The organism is Halobellus litoreus, assembly GCF_024464595.1.
In the GTDB taxonomy this organism is placed as follows: domain Archaea; phylum Halobacteriota; class Halobacteria; order Halobacteriales; family Haloferacaceae; genus Haloquadratum; species Haloquadratum litoreum.
In genome coordinates this window covers 263,233-284,570 of record NZ_JANHAW010000002.1, presented here as the reverse complement: position 1 = coordinate 284,570, position 21,338 = coordinate 263,233, and the positions used below count along the sequence as shown (strand labels likewise).

14 protein-coding genes are annotated in these 21,338 nt (G+C 68.1%); 8 read left to right on the top strand and 6 right to left on the bottom strand.

All coding sequences use genetic code 11. The annotated features are described in order from the left end of the window. Positions 1 to 128 precede the first annotated feature (128 nt). Positions 129 to 3,236, bottom strand: a complete 3,108-nt coding sequence (locus NO360_RS08960; RefSeq protein WP_256307450.1) for an FAD-binding and (Fe-S)-binding domain-containing protein — start codon at positions 3,234 to 3,236, stop codon at positions 129 to 131. A gap of 116 nt (positions 3,237 to 3,352) precedes the next feature. Here NO360_RS08960 and NO360_RS08955 point away from each other — a divergent pair, with 116 nt between their 5' ends. Beyond that, the gene (locus NO360_RS08955) at positions 3,353 to 4,897 is read left to right on the top strand and encodes a DUF3179 domain-containing (seleno)protein (protein WP_256307449.1); all 1,545 of its coding nucleotides are present in this window, start codon (positions 3,353 to 3,355) and stop codon (positions 4,895 to 4,897) included. Positions 4,898 to 5,092: 195 nt separating this feature from the next. On the opposite strand, the gene NO360_RS08950 is transcribed toward NO360_RS08955, so the two are convergent. Both NO360_RS08950 and NO360_RS08945 read right to left on the bottom strand, forming a co-directional pair. Further along, the gene (locus NO360_RS08950) at positions 5,093 to 6,001 is read right to left on the bottom strand and encodes a class 1 fructose-bisphosphatase (protein WP_256307448.1); all 909 of its coding nucleotides are present in this window, start codon (positions 5,999 to 6,001) and stop codon (positions 5,093 to 5,095) included. 223 nt (positions 6,002 to 6,224) lie between these two features. Then, entirely contained in the window at positions 6,225 to 7,208 is a 984-nt protein-coding gene (locus tag NO360_RS08945; RefSeq protein ID WP_256307447.1) for a DUF7409 domain-containing protein, read from the bottom strand. Positions 7,209 to 7,377: 169 nt separating this feature from the next. Between NO360_RS08945 and NO360_RS08940 the strand changes: the two genes are divergently transcribed. The 4 genes from NO360_RS08940 (at position 7,378) to NO360_RS08925 (ending at position 11,822) form a co-directional block, all read left to right on the top strand. Further along, positions 7,378 to 8,352: an ABC transporter ATP-binding protein gene (locus NO360_RS08940; RefSeq protein ID WP_256308512.1), complete on the top strand. Its 975-nt coding sequence runs from the start codon at positions 7,378 to 7,380 to the stop codon at positions 8,350 to 8,352. After that, a complete protein-coding gene (locus tag NO360_RS08935) occupies positions 8,349 to 10,175 on the top strand; it encodes an ABC transporter permease family protein (protein ID WP_256307446.1) in 1,827 nt (608 codons plus the stop codon). Before NO360_RS08940 ends, NO360_RS08935 begins: the two co-directional genes overlap by 4 nt. Before the next feature lie 55 nt (positions 10,176 to 10,230). Continuing rightward, positions 10,231 to 11,346: an ABC transporter permease gene (locus NO360_RS08930; RefSeq protein ID WP_305149187.1), complete on the top strand. Its 1,116-nt coding sequence runs from the start codon at positions 10,231 to 10,233 to the stop codon at positions 11,344 to 11,346. 134 nt (positions 11,347 to 11,480) lie between these two features. Continuing rightward, positions 11,481 to 11,822 carry a DUF5798 family protein gene (locus NO360_RS08925; RefSeq protein WP_256307445.1) on the top strand — a complete coding sequence of 114 codons (342 nt, stop codon included), beginning with the start codon at positions 11,481 to 11,483 and terminating at the stop codon, positions 11,820 to 11,822. Between the two features lie 66 nt (positions 11,823 to 11,888). On the opposite strand, the gene NO360_RS08920 is transcribed toward NO360_RS08925, so the two are convergent. The 3 genes from NO360_RS08920 to NO360_RS08910 all read right to left on the bottom strand — a co-directional run bounded on the left by NO360_RS08920 (position 11,889) and on the right by NO360_RS08910 (position 14,193). Continuing rightward, a complete protein-coding gene (locus tag NO360_RS08920; protein ID WP_256307443.1) occupies positions 11,889 to 12,317 on the bottom strand; it encodes a CoA-binding protein in 429 nt (142 codons plus the stop codon). Between the two features lie 163 nt (positions 12,318 to 12,480). Beyond that, positions 12,481 to 13,092 carry an RAD55 family ATPase gene (locus tag NO360_RS08915; protein ID WP_256307442.1) on the bottom strand — a complete coding sequence of 204 codons (612 nt, stop codon included), beginning with the start codon at positions 13,090 to 13,092 and terminating at the stop codon, positions 12,481 to 12,483. A gap of 231 nt (positions 13,093 to 13,323) precedes the next feature. After that, positions 13,324 to 14,193, bottom strand: a complete 870-nt coding sequence (locus NO360_RS08910) for a geranylgeranylglycerol-phosphate geranylgeranyltransferase (protein WP_256307441.1) — start codon at positions 14,191 to 14,193, stop codon at positions 13,324 to 13,326. Positions 14,194 to 14,383: 190 nt separating this feature from the next. On the opposite strand from NO360_RS08910, the gene NO360_RS08905 reads away from it, so the two are divergent. The 3 genes from NO360_RS08905 to NO360_RS08895 all read left to right on the top strand — a co-directional run bounded on the left by NO360_RS08905 (position 14,384) and on the right by NO360_RS08895 (position 20,911). Next, a complete protein-coding gene (locus NO360_RS08905; protein WP_256307440.1) occupies positions 14,384 to 16,909 on the top strand; it encodes an alpha-amylase family glycosyl hydrolase in 2,526 nt (841 codons plus the stop codon). Positions 16,910 to 16,991: 82 nt separating this feature from the next. Further along, entirely contained in the window at positions 16,992 to 17,162 is a 171-nt protein-coding gene (locus NO360_RS08900; protein ID WP_256307439.1) for a hypothetical protein, read from the top strand. 320 nt (positions 17,163 to 17,482) lie between these two features. After that, complete coding sequence (locus NO360_RS08895) at positions 17,483 to 20,911, top strand: S8 family serine peptidase (RefSeq protein WP_256307438.1); 3,429 nt, start codon at positions 17,483 to 17,485, stop codon at positions 20,909 to 20,911. Positions 20,912 to 21,338: the final 427 nt, after the last annotated feature.

Sequence of the window (21,338 nt, the reverse complement as noted above, 5' to 3'; positions counted from 1 at the left end):
GCGACCCGGCGCGGGACTGTTCCTACGTCACGGGGGCGTTGGCCCCGTCCTCGCTGATAAACCCTCGCGGGATCCAAATCGCGGGAGTCGAGAAAGAGTGAGCGCCGGTTCGTCGGCCGCGGCCCCGCTTACCGTCCGTCCGCCAGCCCCGCCGCCAGCGCCTCGATCGGCGTCGGCGGCTCTTCTCTATCGATGTCGCCGTCGGGCAACAGCGAGCGGTCGACGGTCGCCCCGAGATCGTTGAGTTGCGTCCGGCAGGACGCGCCCGGGGCGACGACCGACTCGGCCTCGCTGTCGTCGACCTGGCCTTTGAGCGTGTCGCCGATGGCCTGGCTCATCGCGCGGTGTTCGGCCTCGTAGCCGAAGGAGCCCGCCATCCCGCAGCAGCCCGAATCGAGCGGGTCGACGCGGTAGCCCGCGCGTCGGAGGACGCCGACGGCGTGGTGGTCCTTCTTCGTCGCCTTCTGGTGGCAGTGGCCGTGGTAGGCGATCGAGCGGTCCGGCGCGTCGAAGTCGATCGCCTCGTCGAGCCGGAAGGTGTCGAGGTACTCACAGACCCCGTAACTGTTCGCCTGAACGGTCGCCACGTCGTCGCCGGCGAGGAGATCGCCGTAGTCCGACTGGAGCATCACCGCGTCGGAGGGTTCGGCGACGACGACGTCCCAACCCTCCTCGACCCGGGGGGCGAGCGCGTCGACCGCTTCCGCGGCGGTCTCGCGTGCGACGTCGAGGTACCCCTTCGAGAACGCCGGTCGACCGCTGTCGGTCACGTCCGCGACGTCGACGTGGACCCCGGCGGCTTCGAGCACTTCGACCGCGGCCTTGCCCACGTCGGGGTGGCTATAGTTCGTGTACGTGTCCGGGAGGAGGAGGGCGTGGCGGTCGGCCTCCCCGACGGTCACGCGGGAGCCGCCGCGGGCCTCGAACCAGTCCTGCAGCGTTTCGCGCTCGAACGTCGGGAGCGTGCGATCGCTCGCGATGCCGATCGTCCGCTCCAGCACGGTTCGCGCGCCCGGCACCTTCGCGGCCCAGTTCGAGACCGGCGCGAACGCGCTGCCGACCTTCGCCAGCGTGTCGACGTTCGCGAACAGCTTCGAGCGGAACGAGCCGCCGTGTTCCTCGTGATAGGCGTGGGTCACCTCGGCCTTCAGCTTCGCCATATCGACCTCACTCGGGCAGTCGTTCGCACAGCCCTTACAGCCGATGCAGAGGTCCATCACCTCGGTGACGAACTCGTCGTCGGTCGGGTCGTCCGGGAGGTCGCCGCTCATCGCCTGCCGGAGCATATTCGCCCGGCCGCGCGTCGCCTGGATCTCCTCGTCGGCCGCGCGGTAGGTCGGACACATCACGCCGCCCTCCGACTGCTGTGTCCGACAGCCGCCGCAGCCGTGACAGAGTTCGACCATCCCCTGCATCCCGTTCTCGTTGTCCCACACCAAGGCGGGGTCGAAGCCGGCGTCGAACTCGTACTCGGGGTCGAAGCGGAGGTTCTCCGTGAGCGAGACGTCGCCGCAGACCTGCCCCGGGTTCAGGAGCCAGTCGGGGTCGAACGCGGTCTTGAGGTCCTGGAACGCGAACCAGAGGTCGTCGCCGTAGAGCTTCCGGTTCCACTGGGTCCGCGCGCGGCCGTCGCCGTGTTCGCCCGAGACCGACCCCCCGAGTTCGACGACGAGGTCGGTGACGGCCTCGCCGATGGCCTCCATCGCGTCGAGGTCCGTCTGGGACTTCGTGTTCACGAGCGGGCGGACGTGCAGGACGCCCGGGCCGGCATGGGCGTAGAACGAGGCGAAAGTGTCGTGCTCTTCGAGGACGGACTGGAACTCCGTGACGAACCGGGGGAGGTGTTCCGGCGGGACGGCGCAGTCTTCCAGGAAGCTGATGTGCTTCGCGTCGCTCGTCCGGCTCAGGAGGATCGGGAGGCCGGACTTCCGGAGCTTCCAGAGTTCTTTTCGATCCTCGTCGTCGTGGGCCTCCAGCGCGTCGAAGGCGTAGTGCTCTCGATCCGCGTCGCCGTCGCGCTCGTCGCCACCGACCGCGTCCGCCTCGCCGCGGCCGGGGACGCGATCCGCGAGGAGTTCTCGCACCTTCTCTCTCCCCGCTTCGTCGCTCTCGGCGTAGAACTCGACCAACAGCGCCGCCTCGGTGCGATCCGGGAGTTTGCCGGCGACCTCCTCGAACTCGCTCGTGTTCGAGGCCAACTCGATCAGGACGTCGTCGATGAGTTCGACCGCCGCCGGGTCGTGTTCCAGCACGTGGACGACGTCGCTGACGGTCTCGACGACGCTGTCGTACGTCAGGAGCGCGACCGACTTCGTCTCCGGAACGGGCTCCAGCGAGACGGTCGCCGCCGTGACGACCGCGAGCGTGCCCTCCGAACCCGCGAGCAGGCGTGCGAGGTTGACGACGCCCTCCTCGCCGTACTCGCCCTCGGCCTCGGCGACGAGCCGATCGAGGTTGTACCCCGAGACGTTCCGCTTCATCTCGGGGTAGCGCTCGTGGACCTCCCCGGAGTGCTCGTCGAGGACGGCGACGACGCCCGCGGCGACTCGGGCCTCGGCGTCGCCGTCGGGGTCGGCGCGTTCGCGGAGGTCTTCGACGGCGACTTCCCCGAACGTCGTGACGGTGCCGTCCGCGAGGACGACCTCCGCCTCCTCGACGTAGTGGTCGGTCTTCTCGTAGACGAGCGAGTGCGCGCCGGTGGAGTTGTTGCCGATCGCCCCGCCGATGGCGCTGCGGTTGCCGGCCGCCGGGTCGGGGCCGAACGTCAGGCCGTACTCCGCGGCGCGGTCGTTGAGCGTCGCGAGCACCGTCCCGGCCTGCACCCGCGCCTCGCGGGCGTCGGGGTCGATGTCGCGGACCGCGTCCATATGGCGCGTGAAGTCGAGGACGACCGCCTCGTTGACCGTCTGTCCGGCGAGGCTGGTGCCGCCGCCGCGCGGCAGCACCGGAATCTCCTCGTCGGCGCAGTAGGCGACCACCGCGGCGACGTCGTCTGTCGACGTCGGGAAGACGACGCCGATGGGGGTCACCTCGTAGGCGCTGGCGTCGGTGGCGTACATCTGGCGGGTGTAGGTGTCGAAGCGGACCTCGCCGTCGACGCGCGTTTCGAGCGCGTCCACGAGGTCCGGCCGTTCGACCGATTCGGAGACGTACTGGTAGTCCGACCGGGCGTCTCTCGCCGGTGCGGCGCGGGCTACGCCGCCGTCGGGAACGGCATCGCTGTCGCGGTCAGGCATATGCATACCACTGTGTGTGACTATCACTTATAGCCGCCGTTGTCGGTCATCCGAGCGAGTGGGTGGGCCCACGATGAGGAACCGTTTTCACGATCGCTTCAGTCAGATATGGTACCGTGACACAGACTGACCAAACCGAGGCGGAACGGCTCCGGTGGTTGACGAGCCAACTGCTCGTCCGCGACGCCGACGTGCACGCGACGGCGGTGGCGGCGCTGGCCGAGGAGGGCGACGAGCGCGTCGTGCCGCACCTCGTCGAACTGCTGGTGATCGACAGCATCGCGAACGACTGGGAGCAGTTCGGCTTCCCGGCGGTCCTGCGGAGCCGGGATCCCCCGCGCTACCTGGAACTTCCGGAGGTCCGCTGGCCGGGCGTCCGCGACGCGCTGGCAAGCCTCGCGGATCCTGACTTCGACTCCGATCACGCGTGGGTGGAGTGGGAGACGTGGTACTCCCAGCAGGAGATCGACCCGCTCGACGGGTTCGAGGAGTGGAAGCTACAGTTGTACCGATCCTACCTCCCGCCGGTCGGCGGGCTGCTGGACTGCGAGCCCCGGGAGTTCGATATGCAGGGGATGCGGTGGGGCAACTGCGACCGCTCGTTCCTCGCCGCGCTGAACGGGCCGACGTTCGTGCCCGGCGACGCCGTCGACGCGAGCGGGACGTCGGAGGATGCCGAGGCACGAAGAGACGGCGAATCCGACGGCGAGACGCCCGAGCCCTACCTCGAAGACGACCACGTCGTCTTCGGCTTCGAGATCGACGGGACGGCCTACGCCGTCCCGCGGTGGGTGCTGTTCCCGCACGAGCTTTTGAACGCCGAACTCGACGGCGTTCCCGTGAGTCTCACCTACTGCACGCTCTGCAACGCGCCGATCCTCTACGATCGGCGGGTCCCGACCGGCGGGGACGCAGACGCCGACGAGTCGGGGGCGGACGAAGCCGACGGCGGCGACGTCGACGTCCGCACGTTCGGCAGCACCGGGCTGTTGGCCTCGGGCAACAAGGTGATGTACGACGAGGAGACCGAGACGCTGTGGGACCAACACGCCGGGACGCCGATCGGCGGGGAGACGCTCGAATCGGACCCCGACCTGTTCCTCGATCAGTTCGCCGTCACCCAGACCGAGTGGGGCGACTGGAAGGCCGAGTACCCGGACACCCTCGCGCTCGACGCCGACACCGGCTACGGGTACGACTACTCCTACTACGACGGCAACGTCGACTTCTTCGAGCACTACTGGAACCGCGAGGAGATCGTCCAGCCCGGAGTCCGGCGCGAGGAGGGGCCGCTCCCGGAGAAGGCCTCGGTCTACGGCATCGTCGCCGACGACCCCGACGAGGTCTGGGTCGTCTCCATCGACGACCTCCGCGAGAGCGACAGCGGCGTCCTCGAAGCCGAGATCGGAGATCGAGACGTCGTCGCCCTGCTGGACGCGACGGACGACGTCGCCGTCTACGACGCGCCGCCGGGCCCCGTCGAGCGCGTCGAGACCGACGAGGGAGACGTCGCCCTCGTCGACGGCGAGGGCTTCGAGTGGCAACTGTCCCGGAACGAACTGCGCTCTGCGGACGGCGACTCGCGGGAGCGGATCCCCGGCCGACACGGCCTCTGGTTCGCGTTCCGGACGCACTACGAGACGGCACACGTGCTGGAGTAGTTCCGGGACCAAACAACCGTTTGTTTATCACACAACTATATAGGTGCAAAAATTTCTGAGTGCAATTCTGTCGGCCCCAAACGACGCTGTGTGTATTTTTTGTAGCCTAATATAAAATGAGAAGAAACTATATATTCGTTGTATGCGTCGGATTGGTGTCTGAGAGAGCCGTGCAGAACGCGGGTGCCGGGCGCGTCAGTACCGGTCCGCGAGCGCCGCTTCGAGGTCGTCGATCAGTTCCTCGTTGCCGACGTAGACGGGCGTCCGCGCGTGGAGGTCGTCCTTCTCCACGTCGAGCAGCGACTGCCGGCCGTCGGAGGAGGCTCCCCCCGCTTTTTCGAGGATGTAGCCGACCGGGTAGCCCTCGAACTGGACTCTGAGTTTCCCCTCCGAGGCGTTCGTGAGCGTCGGGTAGCCGAACACGCCGCCGTAGGTGAGCACCTGGTTCACGTCGCCGATCATCGCGCCGCCGTACCGGAGTTTCATCGACGGGTCCGACTCGATCTCCGAGACGTATTCCTCGAACTCCTCGACCCAGTGGGGGACGCGCCCGCCGAACCCGTACACCGAGGGATCCTCGGGGAGCGTCAACTCCTCGCGGACGACCTGGTAGTCCCCGGTGTCGTGGATGACGTACTCGGTGACGGTCTCCTTGTTCGCCCGGGCGACGATCATCGTCGTCGTCGCGCCGTAGAGGACGTACGCGGCGGCGACGATGTCCCGTCCCGACGCCGGCAGGTCGTCGTCGTAGATGGCGACGATAGTCCCCATCGCGGCGTTGGGTTCGAGGTTCGACGAGCCGTCGAGCGGGTCGACGCAGACCGAGAGTCCGGTGCCGACGTCCACGCCCGAGGCCCGCTCCTCGCTCGCGTAGACGCCGACGTTCGAGATCGAACCGATGCGCTCACAGAGGAGCTCGTCGGCGTAGACGTCCGCCGCCTTCTGCTCCTCGCCGGAGGGGTTCTTGCCCTCGACGGCGATGCGGCGGCCGGGAAGCCCGCTCCGGACATCGGGGGCTGTGCGTGCGACTGCGTCGAGGACGGCGTTGACGGTCTTTTGGATCGATTCAGCGTCGGTCGGCGCGGAGTTTTCTTTCGTAGCCATCGGAGTACTCGTGCCAGTAACGGGGAACGTCGATAGTTTCGTATGCGGTGACTATCTATATAAAATCTTTGTTGACGTAAAATCCGACGCGTTCGACCAGATCGCGGAAAACCAGTGAGTTATCTGCTCAGTAGCTCATTTTCTCAGTGGCAGGAAATTTACTCGAAGAGTAAATAGTTCTCTTTGGTCGAGCGATCGAATCAGGATACCCGAGCAGCGACCCTCAGGATTCGTGTTCGCGTGCGAGCTCGCACCACGTTTCGACGCGACCGACTCGGAGTTCGAGCGCGTCCGCGACGCTCTCGGGGTCGGCCGTCGCGAGTCGTCGGATCGATCCGATTCCCGCCCGGTGGAGCGCCGCGGCGTCTCTGTCGTCGATCCCGTCGAGCGCGGTAACCGGCGTCGGTACGCTCTGTTCGCGCCAGGCCGTCTCCGCGTCACGTTCAGACGCATTCGCTCCGCCGGTGGCAGCCGCCCCGGCGGGGTCTCCGGCCTGTTCCCGCCACGCCGCCTCACCGTCCGTTTCGACACTCTCTTCGTCGGTCGTCGCGGGGGCGTCCGCGCCGGTCCGCGCTCGCCAGGCCGCCTCCGCGTCCGTCGCCTCTCCGGAGCCGTCGGTTTCGGTAGCGGTCTCCTCCTCGGACCACCCCGACGACGCCGCGATCCACGCCCGCTCGTCGTCGTCGAGCCCGCGGACCTGTGTGGATCGGCGATCGAGGTCCGATCCCCCGCCGTCGAGCGACCACGACAGCGAGTGCTCGCGCCTGATCTTGGCGGCGACACCCGGGTTGACGCCCGCGTCCGTCAGGTCGCGGTAGCCGATCCGCTTCTCGACGAGATCGGACAGCGACACGTCGGAGTCGCGAAGGACGGCCGCGCTCTTCGGCCCGACGAACCGCAGATCCTCGAAGCCGTCGGGGGCGGGTGTCTCGTCTCCCGTAGACGCAGTGTCCGCTGCGGTACTGTCGTCCGTCGCCCCCGCCTCGCCGTCCGATGCCGCGTCGTCGAGGGGTTCCTCGCTTCCCTCGCCGCTCGCCGCCGCGTCGGCGTCGGGGTCGGCCGTGGAGACGGTGTTCCACGGGAGCGGGATGTCGAGTTCGTCGCCCCCGCTCCCCTGAGGAACGGCCGACCAGTCGGAGCGGCGGTCCGCGGTCGCGTCGCTTTCGCCCGCCCTCGGCACTTCGTCGGCCCCCTCGTCCTCGGTCACGCTTTCCTCCGTTCGGTTGTATCTCCACGGTCGAGAACTTGATACTGTCGACTGTGTCTTGACAACAAGCAACACAGTTTCCCGCGGCACCGGAGAGGCGGTCGTATCAGAATCGATACCCGGTGGTCAGGTTTTATCTCCGCCGGATTCCTGGCGCTCGACAATGACGATGATACGCGCCGAGGGCCTCCGCAAGACCTACGGCGATTTCCCCGCCGTCGTCGGCAGCGACTTCGCCGTCGATCGCGGGGAGATATTCGGCATCGTCGGGCCGAACGGCGCCGGCAAGACGACGACGCTGAAGATGCTCTCGGGCCTCGTCGAGCCCACGGACGGGGTCGCCGAGGTGGACGGTCGCGATGCCGGCGATCCGGAGATGCGCCGGAATCTGGGTTTTCTTCCCGAAGAGTCGCCCCTCTACGAGGATATGACGCCGCGGTCATATCTTCGGTTCTTCGCCGATCTCTACGACGTGCCGCGGTCGGAGGCGAGCGAGCGGACCGAGCGCACGCTGGACCGCCTCGAACTGGAACACAGGGAGCGACGCCTCGGCGATATGTCGAAGGGGATGAAGCGGAAGGTCGCCATCGCCCGCTCGCTCGTCAACGACCCCGACCTCCTGATCTACGACGAGCCCGCCTCCGGGCTCGACCCGCTGACGACGAACTACGTCTTGGAGTTCACCCGCGAACTCGCCGACCGGGGCAAGACCGTCATCTTCAGTGCGCACAACCTCTATCACGTCGAAAGCGTCTGCGACCGGATCGTGATCATGAACCGCGGCGAGATCATCGCCCGCGGAACCGTCCCGGAGATCCGCGCCGAACACGGCGAGACGACGTACCACGTGTTCACGACCGTCGCAGTCGAGGGGTCTGCCCCCGAGCGGTCGACCGACAGCGACGCCGTCGGGAGCGAGCGCCACCGGAGCGTCGTTCCCGATATGGACGCCGTCGAGCGCGTCCGCGAGCGCGCCGCTGCGAACGGCGGCGAGGTGGTCGACATCCGCACGCGAGAGCAGAGCCTCGAAGACATCTTTCTCGACCTCGCCAGCGGGGCGACGCCGGAGACGGGTTCGGCGCGGGGACGGCAGCCGACTGACGCGTCGGAAGCGGGCCGCGCCGACGGGGGACGCGAGCGGTGAAGCGCTCGCTTCGGGACCACCTCTCGTCGATCCGTCGAATCGCCCGCTGGGAGGTGTCGCGGTCGGCGGGCGTCGTCGACAGGCGGACGGCCGCGCTCGGCGTGCTGGCGCTCCTGCTGGCCGGATCGATCCTCGGTGCCGGCCTGCTCGGGGGCGGCGTCGCGCTCGACCGAGACGTCTACCGCGTGGGCGTCGATCGGGAGAGCCCGTACTACGAACCCGTCGAGCGAAGCGTCGCCCTCGACGCCCGCGAACCCGATCCCGAGGCGCTCCGCGACGGCGACCTCGACGTGTTGGTCCGCGACGGAGCGTTCCGCGCCGTGGACACGCCAAAAGGCCGTGCGGCGCTCTCGGAACTCCGCTCGTCGGTGCGACGGTACAACTACGAACGGATGCGGGGAGCGGAGAACGGTTCGGCGGCCTTCCCCGTCGTGACCGTTCTCCAATACGTCTCCCGGGACGACACGCTGCCGGCGGAGGCGCTCGCCGACGGCGATGACGGGGGCGCCGACGGCGTGGTCGGTGCCGAGAGCGGGGGTTCCGACGGCTCCGGCGGCGGCAGCGACGGGGGTGCCGACGGCTCCGGCGACGGCGGCGACGCGTCGACGACCGGCGGGGGCGGCCCCCTGGGCGTGCCCGCGCTCTCCGGGATCAATCCGCTGAACGGCGGAAGCTCCGGGTCGCCGGCGGAGATCCAGCCGCCGTTCCCCTTCGGCTCGCTCGTGCTCGCGTTCGTCTTCCTCGTTCCGATGAACTTCGTCGTCCAGGCGTACGGCAGCACGATGCTCAACGAGCGCATCAACCGCCGCGGCGAACTGCTGCTCGTCGCGCCGGTCTCTCCGGGCGACATCGTGGCCGGCAAGACGCTGCCGTATCTGGCCGCGATGGTCGCGCTCACCGCCCTCATCGCGCTCGGCGTCGGCGGGAGCGTCGTCGCCGTCGCGGCCGTGCTGCCGATCGCGCTGGTCTTCCTCGCGGCGACGTTCGCCGGCGCGATGTTCGCCCGGTCGTTCAAGGAACTCACGTTCGTCACGGTCACGGTCTCGGTCTTCCTGACGGCCTACACGTTCGTCCCGGCCATCTTCGCGAACGTCACGCCGATCGCGCTCATCTCGCCGCTGACGCTCGTGGTCCGGGACCTCCAGCCGCTGGCGTCGGTGACGCCCGGCGCGTTCGCCTTCGCGACCGCCCCGTTCGTCCTCTGTGCGGGCGTCCTGTTCCTGCTCGGGATCGGCATCTACCGCGAGGAGGACCTCTTCACCCAGCGGGCGGTGCCGCTGAAGCTCCTCGACGCGCTCGACGCCCGGATCTCGCGGCCGCGGGACGTCGCGGTCCTCTCGGGGCTGTCGATCCCGTTCGTCTTCGTCGCGGAACTGCTCGCGGTCGCCGTGCTGTTCGCGTTGCCGGTCTCGCTCACCGTGCCGCTTTTGCTCTTCGTCGTCGCGCTCGTCGAGGAGGTCGCGAAGAGCCTGCACGTCTACGCCGCCTTCGAGAGCGGCACCTTCCCGCGGGTCGGACGGGTCGCGCTCGTTCTCGGCGCGCTCTCGGGGCTCGGGTTCTTCGTCGGCGAGAAGTTCACCGCCGTCTCCCAGGTCGTGGGGCTCCCCGAGTTGGCGCTCGGGCAGGCCGCGTTCGCAACCTCGGGGATCGGCGTGTTCTCGGCGGTCGGGCTGCTGTTCGCACCGCTCGCACTCCACGTCGTCACGGCGGGACTGAGTGCCCTGGGGGCGATGCGCGACGTCCGGTGGTACGCCGTCGCGTTCGTCGGTAGCGTGCTCGTTCACACCGCCTACAACCTCACGGTGGTGAGTTACTTTGGGTGACGGATCCGACGCCCGAGAGGGCACGGACGGAAGCGATGGTTCCGGCACAGAGGCGTTGAGCCCCGAAAGCGACCGACCCGCTCCGCAGCCCGGTGCGAGCGGACGGACGCGGACGGATCCGCGCCTCACGATCGCCGGCCGCGAGTTCGGCAGCCTCCGGAAGGAGAAGACGATCCTGCTGGCGCTTGCGCTACAGCTGTTCATCGCGGCGTTCTCCTCGTTCCTCGTCGTCGGCCTCGTCTCGCTGTACGACCCGGGGCAGGTCGAGGGCTACGAGGTCGACGTCGCCGTGACCGGCGACGCCTCCGAGGACCTGATCCGCGCCTCGCGGGCGGTCCGCGGCGTCGACGCGCAGTTCTACCGCTCCGAGGAGACGGCGATGCGGGCGTTCCACGAGTACCGGGCGACCGGCGTCGACGCGGTGCTCATCGCGGAGACGCGCGACGACCGGGTATTCGTCAGGGCGGTCGCCCCCGACTCGAACGTCCAGACGACCATCGTCGTCGTCCAGTTACGCGACGTGATCCGTTCGTTCGAGCGGGCCGAACGGGCCGACAGAGCGGCGTATCTGGACTCGCTTCCGCTCGAACTGCCGCCGGAGGCCTCGTCGAGCCCGTACTTCGGCTTCACGTACACCGTGTTGCTCCCGCTGTTGCTCTTCTTACCCGTCTTCATCTCGGGCTCGGTCGCCGTCGACTCCCTGACCGAGGAGATCGACCGCGGCACGCTCGAACTGCTCCGGGTCGCCCCCGCCTCGCTGACCGACGTCGTCGACGGGAAACTCCTCGCGGCGGCCGGACTCGCGCCGGTGCAGGCCGCCCTGTGGATCGGTTTGCTCGAACTCAACGGCACGAGCGTCGCGAACGTCCCCGCGCTCCTCGCGCTGGTCGCGGCGCTCGCGCTCCTGATCTGCGGACTCGGGGCCGCGCTCGCGCTCCTGACGCCCGAGCGGCGCGCTGCGCAGTTCCTCTACTCGATCGGCGTGCTCTTCGTCTTCGGCGGCACGGCGCTGCTCCCGAACGGGCCGATCAACGCCGCCGCGCGGCTGGCGATCGGCAGCGGCGGTCTCGCCGAGTACCTCTCCGTCGCCGCCGTCGTCGTCGGGTCGGTCGTCGTCTACGGCGGGCTCCGTCGCCTCGTGTCCCGACTCGACGCCGACGACCTGACGTGAGCGGTCGACCCGCTGTGAACGGACTGTCGGTCGGTCGGCAGTTCAGCCAGTCAGTCTCCTCGGAGACGGCGGTTCGTCTGCCCCGCCGGACCGAAGCCGGAACGCACACAAAGGCCGGTCCAGAATGTGGGCGTATGGGACTCGGAGGAACGGCGAAGAAGCTCCAGAAAGTGACGGAGATGGCCGAGGACGTCTACACGCGGCTCAACGACCTCCGCGATCAGGTCATCGAGATGCGTGAGACGACACAGGAGACAAAAGAGCGCGTGGACCGCCTCGAACGCGAGAGCGCGGAGATGCGCGCGCTCCTCGAAGCGCTCGCGGAGGAGCAGGGCATCGACGTCGAGAGCGTCTCCGCGGACGCCCACATCTTCGAGGCCGAGGCGTCGGACGAGGGATCCGCCGCCGACGAGGGAACGGCCGCGGACGAAACCGCGGCCGACTCGTCTTCGACGACGACCGACGCCAGCGAATAGTCGATTCCGAGGATCCTCGGCGAGTGCGCCCTGGAAACCCGGTTCTCTGCCGGACCGCGCGTGTGACTATCCGGACAGACGCGCGTGTTCGACCTTCATACACTTGTCCTGGACGAATGCGAGCCCCGCGTTCTCCGCCCGCTCGCCGGCCTCGTCGTCGGTGATTCCGAGTTGGAGCCACACCGACTCGACGTCGTCGACCGACTCGTGCCGTTCGATGGCCTCGTCGACGATGCCGCCGGCCTCCTCGCTCGGCCTGAACACGTCGACGACGTCGATCGCGACGTCGTCCGGCACGTCGGCGAGCGAGTCGTAGGCGGTTTCGCCGAGGATCTCGTCGGCGAAGGGGTTCACGGGGACGATTCGATAGCCGTTGCGCTGGAGGTACGCGGGGATGTCGTGGGCGGCCTTCCCGGCCGTGGTCGAACAGCCGACCACTGCGACAGTCTCGGCGTCCAGTACCGCTCGAAGTTCGTCGTCGTCGGTCACGACCATACCCGAACGGACGTGCGACAGAGGTAAAATACTGCGGTGCCGATGCGGTGCTATCGCAGTGCCGTGGTGCCGCGGCGCTCTCATACTGATTACTCTCGTCTCTTACCGCCGAACGCCACTCCCGCTGACGGCGCTCGGCGGTAAAAAGTGAGAGTAATCAGTATCAGTCGCCGGCCAGACGCACCGTGGGTTCGCCGTCCTCGTAGGTCGTCACGATGCCGTCGAACAGCTGTTTCAGCGTGTTCATCGTCTGGTCGTCGTGCGCGCTCGCGTCGATGGCGAACACGCCGAGGCCGTCGACGCTCTGGATCCGCCCGGTGAACACGTGGAGGAACCGGAACACCGTCTGCAGGTCGGCGTACATCAGCAGCGTCGACAGCGAGTGCACCATCACGCGGTTCCGCTCGATGCCGCGGTCCTGGTAGAACGCCTGGAGGAACTCCGAGAGTTTGATTCCGATCCCGGTCATATCCACCGGCGAGGAGGTGTACTTGATCCGGTCGTCGTCCCGGGTGTCGCCGACGCCCTGCTGGCGCGTGACGCAGTCGACGACGGCCACCGGGCGGTCCTCGTATGCGGTCCGCTTCGCGAAGTCGCTCAGCACGCGGTCGGCTCCATCCTTCGTGGTGACGATGATCGCACCCTCCCCTTGATCGGTTCCCGAAGCCAGGATGTCCAGACAGAGGGATCGCTTTCCCGACAGCGGCGGGCCGCTCACCAGGATGTTCGTCCCCGGAGGGACCTCTCTATCGAGGTCCGGGCCGAGGTCATACATCCGGGCTCCTCGGCGTCGGGCCGGCTGCAAGGACGACAATGGTCGTTCGATGGATCGACTCGCCGGGAGTCATTTGACGAGTATACCATACTGGGTGCACATAATATTCTTTTTGATTGTGTTGAGTCCCAGTCGGAGAAAAACCGACACCGGCTCCCCGCTTCCGCTGGACAGTTTCTTCCCCGAACGGGCATCCGATGCGCGGTCTGGTGGCGCACTCAGCGTCGATACTCACAGGAAGCCGATAGTCCCGACGGCTCGACCGGCGACGAACGCGGCCGCGGCCAGGAACATCCCGTGTTTCAGCCGTCGCTGGGCGGCCGACGGGGTCGAAAAGGACCGCCGAACCGCGGCGAGCATCACGGCGTCGGCCGGGAGCACGAGCGCCAGATAGACGACGCCGAAGGTGCCCATCAGGAACGGAACAGCGCTCGCGATCACGGCAACACCCATCACGGCGGCACCAAGCCGGAGCGCCGTCCGCTCGCCGACGACGATCGGGAGCGTCCTGAGGCCCTCCTCGCGGTCGCCCGCGAGGTCCTCGACGTCTTTGACGATCTCGCGCGTCAGCGTCGCCAGCGCGGCGAGCGCGAACAACACGAGCACGGCGGGATCGGCGAGTCGGCCGACCGCCGCGGCACCGAAGAGGAACGTCGATCCGGTCAGATACGACACGACCGCGTTCCCGACGCCCGGCAGTCCCTTGAAGAACTCCGTGTAGGCGACGAGCGCGAGGAGGTTCACCACGGCGATCGCGATCGCCGCGAGCGGAAGGGCGAGTGCGGAGACCACCGCTCCGAGAAAGAGCGCGACGCTGAATGCGAGCGCGCCGCGGGCGGAGACCGCCCCCCGCGGGATCGGTCTGTCGGGGCGGTTGATGCGATCGATGTCGCGGTCGAAGTAGTCGTTGACCGCGTTGCCCGCGGCCGTCGCGAAGAGCGTCGCGGCGACGGCCGCGACGACGGCGACCGGGTCCGAATCGAGGCCGGCGGCGACGAACGCGCCGGTGAACGTGAGCACGCCCGCGGCGACCGCGTTCCCGAGACGCGTGAGTTCGAGCAGCCCGCGAAGGGTCGCCCGGTCCGGACCGGATGATGCCATACCTGTCCCGTGACCGCGGCTTCGAGATAAAGGACGCGGAGTACGTCGCTTCGGTCGCGCGTCGCGCTCTCCTCGGACGGTGCCCGAAATCCTTACGTTCGCCAGGCCTCACTGGCAGACAGACACTGTTGTCCGTTCGAACTGGTTCGGGCTCGGACGGACTCGCGTCACTCCCACCCGTCCCAGACCGATGACCGCCGAATTCGACCCCCAGACGCCCGTCGACTCCCACCATCCCGGTCCGCCGCGGTTCGTCCACGTCGACGAACCGATTCGCGACCCGATCTTCGTCCTCGGAGCCGACACCACCGGCCTCGGCGTGAACGCGGCGGTCGATCCCCGGGATCGAGACGGTCTCGCGCCGCGAATCCCGGAGCTGCGCCGGACCCCCGAACCGTTCGACGCCGACGCCTTCGAGTGGACAGTCGTCTCCGCACCCGCCGACAGCCACGGCGACGTGCTCTCCTTCGCCACGTCGACGACGGAGGTCCCCAGGCACGACGCCGGTCTCGATCACGTGGCCGAGTTCGAGGCGGACGCGCCCGGGCGATACGCGCTCGCGCTCGACGCCCCCGACGGGCGGCACGAACTGACCGTCCACGCGTTTCCCGAACGGGAGGCGAAGGCGTCGCGGCCCCGACTCGAACTCGACGGCGCGTTCGATCCCGCGACGGGTCGGTTCCGGATTGAGTCCAACGCCGCGCTCGCCCCGCGAAGCGACGCGACACGAGGGACGCTCGAAACGGCCTTCGTGGCCGACGATCGCGACGCGCTCCCGACCGGGGCGATCGAGGTCGCGGCCGACGGCCTGTCAGCGACGGTCCCGGTCGGCGCGCTCGACGGGGAACGGGGTCGCGTCCACGCGGCGGCGTACGACGGCCGTTCCGCGAGCGCCCAGGACGTGATCGAACTGTCGCCGGAGGGAGCCGTCGCGCTGCCGAACCGCCCGCCGGCGTGGCTACGGGACGCCGTTCTGTATCAGATATTTCCGCGTTCGTGGGCGGGGAAACGGGGGAAAACGACTTTCGAGACCCTGATCGCGGGCGACGCGGCGACCGGCGCCCGAGGCGTCGAGTATCTCTCGGCCCTCGGCGTCGACGTCGTGTGGCTCACGCCGGTCGTCCCGGCGGCGAGCCCCGGGCAGAAGTACCCGCACGGCGGCCCCCACGGCTACGGCACGAGCGATTACTTCGGGATCGCGCCCGACCTCGTGCCGCCGGGGACGGACCCCGTCGAGGCATTCGGTGCGTTCGTCGACGCCTGCCACGAGCGCGGGATCAGGGTCGTCTTCGACCTCGTCGTCAGCCACGCTGGAGTGGAATTCGACGCGTTCACGGCGCCGGTCGCGTGGTCGACGGGGGGGAGTCCGTCCGACGGCGACCTCGATCGGTTTCGGATCCTGCGGTGGGACGAGGACGCCCGGACGTTCGACTGGTGGGACCGCGCGGCAGTCCCGCGGTTCGCACGCGACGGCCGGGTCCGCGAAGCGGCCCCCCGCTCCACCGGCTTCGCCGGCAGCCGCTGGATGCCCAACTGGAACTACGAGAACGTCACAGTGCGGGAGTACGTCCTCACGGTCGCTGACTTCTGGTCGCGCGAGGTCGGCGTCGACGGCTTCCGGTGCGACATCGCCTTCGGCGTCCAACACAGTTTCTGGAAAGAGCTCAGGGAACTGGTCAAGGCGAACGACGGCGAGTTCCTCCTGCTCGACGAGGCGATTCCGAACGATCCGGCCTTCTCGGAGTCGGAGTTCGACGCCCACTTCGATACGACCGGGTTCACGAACGCCGCAGGGGACCTCGCTCGGTCGCTCTCGCCTCGTGTGGCCGAATCGGCGTCCGCCGCGTCGGCTCGATCTCCCGATGCCACCGCCGAGACCGCGTTCGAGGCCGCCCGCGACTCACACCTCGATTCAGCCGACCGTCCGCACCCGCAGGACCTCGTCGAGGCGGTCCTCGAACGTCGAGAGCAGGGACACCCGGACTACTCGCTGCTGCTCAACAGCGTCGAGAACCACGACGAGCACCGTTTGCTCAACGCCGCGGCGGTCGATCTGTCGGATCCCGACCACGACGACGTCGCCGACGCGGAGTGGGAACGGGCCGCGGCGCTCCAACGGGCGTGCTTCGCCGCCGCGGTGACGCTTCCGGGGATCCCGACCGTCTACTACGGCGCGGAGCGGGGAATCAGCCGGTACGGCACGGGACGCGTCGACGCGACGGGCGACGCCGACGATCGGGGGCTGAAATCGAACGGCGACATCGACCCGGACGCCGACGTCCGCCCCGGCGGCCGGCAGCGGGCGTTGATGAACTGGACGGAATACGACGCGGCCCACCTGGCGTTCTACGAGGGCCTGATCGATCGCTACCACGACCTCGACGCGCTGCATACCGACGCCGCGCTCGAACCGCTGGACCGCCCGACCGACGCGGCCGCGACGCTCTTCGTCCGGGACGCGACCGAGGTCGGGGACGCCGACCCCGAACGAGTGCTGGTCGTCCTCAACTTCGAGGCCGAACCGCTCCTCGTGGACCTGCCGGCCGCAATCGCCTCGACGAACTTGGTCGGAGGCGTCGACCGGCCGGAGTCCGTCGGTGGCGACGAAGGGGCAGATTCCGATTCCACGGTGGCCATCGGAACGGTCGGCGTGTTCGCGATCGAGGGACCGCTCGACGAGACGCCGACGGTTCGCAGGGCCTCAGACGACGCGTAGCAGAGACGACGCGGGGACGAACCTCGCACCACGGTCGACGCCGGGGGCAACGATTTTCCGCGCTCGGCGCCCTGGTTCCGGTATGAGTTCCCCCTTCGAACGCCCGGAGATACGCAACGGAATGGGTATCGGGAGCGCGCTGATCATCGCGTTCGTCGCGTTCACCTTCTTCGAGGGGACGACCCGCTGGCTGCTGCTCGGCGTCGCCGCCGTCGAACTGGTGGTCGTGCCGCGGGTGTTGAAGGGGGCCTGACGCCGTCGACGGCGAGGTCCCCTCCCACCACACCTGGCCTGCGTTCTTCGAACCGACGCATCCGGGAGCGCCTGCCGGACCGGCCCCATCGCCGCCGGAGAAACAGGGGATCTCGGAAGCGTCGGTTCACGGGAGCAGTCGCCCGAGTCGTCCGCGTAGACCCATCCTCAGGACCGCTTTCGTCGGGGAATAGTGACTTGCGGCCGACGTGACAGTCACGTAACTGAGAATATGTATAATATTAGATATGTTTATGCTGTCTCACGTTGTCTATTCCCCTCGTTGTGGAGAACGTGAGACCTCGATTCGCAGTGGTGGTGATGAGTCTGCTCCTGATACTCTCATCGGGCGCAGTGACCATCGGTGCCGGGGCCACGTCCGTCCCCGGCGGCGGTGCGGGTCCCGGCGACGGGATCGCGACGATCCACCCGACGCTGTCCGGAGACCAGGGATCGGTCGAGGTGATCGTCCGGCTACAGGAGGCGGACATCCCGTCCGGAGCGGACCGTGAGGAAGTGATCGAACTGCTCCAGGCACACGCCGAGGAGACACAGGAACCCATCGTCGCGTTCGCCGAGGACCGTCCCGGAATCAGGGTGGTGAACCAGTTCTGGCTCACTAACGCCGTATTGGTCGAGGTCGACACGAGCCGAGTTCCGCTCCGGACGGTGGCGAACCTCCCGGAGGTCCGTGAAATCCACCCGAACTACGCCATCTACCGCGGGGGCGTCACCCGAGCCGAACCAGTATCCATCGACCGGGCCGAGACGGTGAGCGTCGACGCAGTGAGGAGCGCCGACACGGCTCAGCCCGCCGCCGACCTGCAGGTGATTGGAACCACGACCGAGACCACGTGGGGCGTCGAACGGGTGAACGCCCCAGCAGTCTGGGACCAGTACGGGACCACCGGCGAGGGCGTCGTCGTCGCCGTTCTGGACACCGGTATCGACGCCAGCCATCCGGACATCGACCTCTACACGACCGATCCGACTGACCCGACCTACCCCGGCGGGTGGGCGGAGTTCGATGCGGCGGGGTTCCGGGTCGCCGACTCGGAGCCCTACGACGCCGATCTCTGGTACGGTCACGGGACCCACGTGAGCGGGACGGTCGCGGGTGGTGCTGCGAGCGGGACGGCCATCGGCGTCGCGCCGGGCGTGGCGCTGCTTCACGGAAGCGTCCTCAACGTCCCCATCTACGACGATACTGGCACCGCCGTCGACGTCGCGGGATCCGCAACCCAGCAGTACGCCGGGATGCAGTGGGCCGTGCTCCAGGGGGCCGACATCATCTCGTTGAGCCTCGGCGGTCTCGGCTACTGGGCCGGCGACCTCGTCGAGGTGAGGAACGCCGAGGCGGCGGGCGTGCTCGTCGTCGCCGCCATCGGTAACACTGGCCCCGGCACGAGCGGGTCGCCCGGGAACGTCTACGAGGCGCTCAGCGTCGGCGCGTCCGACCCGAACGACGGGATCGCCAGTTTCTCTTCGGGCGAGGTAATCACCACCAGCGCCAGCTGGGGGAACGCCCCCAGCGACTGGCCCGAACAGTACGTCGTCCCGCGTGTGGCCGCCCCCGGGCAGCCAGTTCTCAGCGCGCAACCGGGCGGCGACTACGCCGAACTCCAGGGCACGAGTATGGCGACCCCGCACGTCAGCGGGGTGAGCGCGCTCCTCATCGCCTCGACCCGCGACGACCCGGTCTCGACCGGCAGTCCGTCGCCCGCCGAGATCAGGGACGTGCTCGCCACGACCGCCACGAAGCCGGTCGGTGCGCCGACCGAGCCCGACCCGCGATACGGCGCGGGCATCGTCGACGCCCTCGCGGCCGCCGAGCTGCTCGTCGATGGGGCGACTGTCGTCGAACCGAACGACGACTTCGACACCGCGAGCCCCCTCTCGTTCGGTGCGCCCGTCACGACCGACCTCGACGTCGCCGACGTCGACGTCTTCGTCGTCCAGGCGCAACCCGGGGAGATGACCGTCAGCTACGTCCCCGCGCCCGGCGTCACCGCCGTCGCGCTGTACGGGCCGGACCGCGAGATGATTGCGTTCGAGTTCGTCGGGGGCAGTGCGCCGGTCGAACTCTCGGCGACGGCGGACGTCGCCGGACCGTACTACGTCCAGGTCGTGAACGTCGAAGACGGCGTCGGGACGTACACGGTGCGGGTCGACGGGAGCGGGCTGACGCCGCCCGACCCGCCGGCGGGAGACTCGAACGAGCCGAACGACGACCCCTCGCAGGCCACCGCGCTTCCGATCGGAGAGACCGTGACCGGTGAGGTATCGGACCCGGACGATCCGGATTGGTTCGTCTTCGAGGTTCAGACGGAGGGCCCGATCGAGTTCGACTTCGCCCGGACCGGTGACGGAACGGGAACGCTCACGGTGACGTTCCTCGACGCGCAGGGACAGCCCATTTCGAGCGACATCCCGTTCCTGTCGGGCGAGTCCGACACGATCACCGGAACGCTCCCCGCGGACACGTACTACGTCCTCGTGGGGTCCGGATCCGACGACGGCGTCGGCCCGTACGACCTGACGTACGTCGACCTGGAAGGGCCACAACCGCCCGAACCAGAGCCGCCGGGCGCAGACCCGAACGAGCCGAACGACGACCCCTCGCAGGCGACCGCGCTACCGATCGGGGAGACCGTGACCGGTGAGGTCGCAGACCCGAACGATCCCGACTGGTTCGCGTTCGAGGTTCAAGCGGACGGTCCAGTGGAGTTCGACTTCGCCCGGACCGGTGGCGGAACGGGAACGCTCACGGTGACGTTCTTGGACGCGCAGGGTCAGCCCATCTCGGACGACATCCCGTTCCTGCCCGACGAGTTCGACTCGATCGCCGGAACGCTCCCCGCGGGCACGTACTACGTTCTCGTGGGCTCCGGGTCCGACGACGGCGTCGGCCCGTACGAACTGACGTACGTCGAATCGGACGTTCCGGACGGCGATTCGAACGAGCCGAACGACGACCCCTCGCAGGCCACCGCACTCCAGAGCGGCGTCCCGGTGACCGGCGTGATCTCGACCCCGGACGATCCAGACTGGTTCGTCTTCCAGACGGATCCGGGCGCGGTCCAGTTCCAACTGACCAGGCCCGCCGGTGAGGGGTCCGGGACGCTCGACTTCCTGTTCCTTAACGGGCAGGGACAGCCGATCGGCGTCTTCCCGGTCGCTGTCGGCGGTGTCGAACCCATCTCCGGAACGTTAGCCGGGGGTACGTACTACATCGCCGTGGAGTCGGGTACCGACGACGGGGTCGGACCGTACTCGATCGAGTTTGCGGAGACCGAATCGAATATGAAGCTCATCGGCGATCTGACCGTCTCCGGCCTCAGCGATATCGAGGGCGCCGACGAGGGGGCGGAAGCCGAGAACGACACGGTACCGGAAACGGCCCCCGCAGAGGATTCGGAGGACGCCGAACCCGAGGGAACCGACGGCGCGGAGTCGGGGCCCGAGCAACCTGACGCCGCCGGATCGGAAGGTAACGACGGCACCGCGTCCGGTGATCCCGCCGACACCGGAACGGAGGACAGCGACGGCACCGAGTCCCAAGAGCAAGAAACCGCCGAGTCAGAGGCATCAGACACCACCCCCGAACCGCCGACTGAGAACCAGGAAAGCGAGGAGAGTGAGGACAGCGACACTCAGACTCCGACCGACGGCGACGCGTCCGGAGACGACGCCGACACTGAGACGACTGACGTCTCCGAGGACAGCCAATCGTCCGGCGAAGGAGGGTAGTTGTCCGGAGCGGACGTGGAGGGTGCGGAATCGGAGTAACCCCGTCGTTCCATCAAAAGAAACTGAACGTCGAATTTCTCCGGCGCTACTGGTCGGAATTCTGGCCCAGATACTCGTCAATTCGGTTGGTTTTCAGGATTTCCCCAGCATAGGCCTTCGCTGTGGATGTCACCACGCCGCCTCGCCGGACTCAGCGTGTCCACGCGAAGATCGTCTGCGTCCGTCGCCGCGATGCGCCGTTCGAAGGTGCCCAACGTCAATGTGCCAGACCGCGAGCGCCGCCAGCGGTTGCTTGGTCCACATAGGCGAGACTCACGGGTGAAAAGTCGCAGATTACTTCTCTTATATTTTCTATGCAGCAGATTAGATTCGTTCAGAAGTAGTATAATGTGATTTGGTGCGGTATAAGAATCTCGGCGTAATTGCG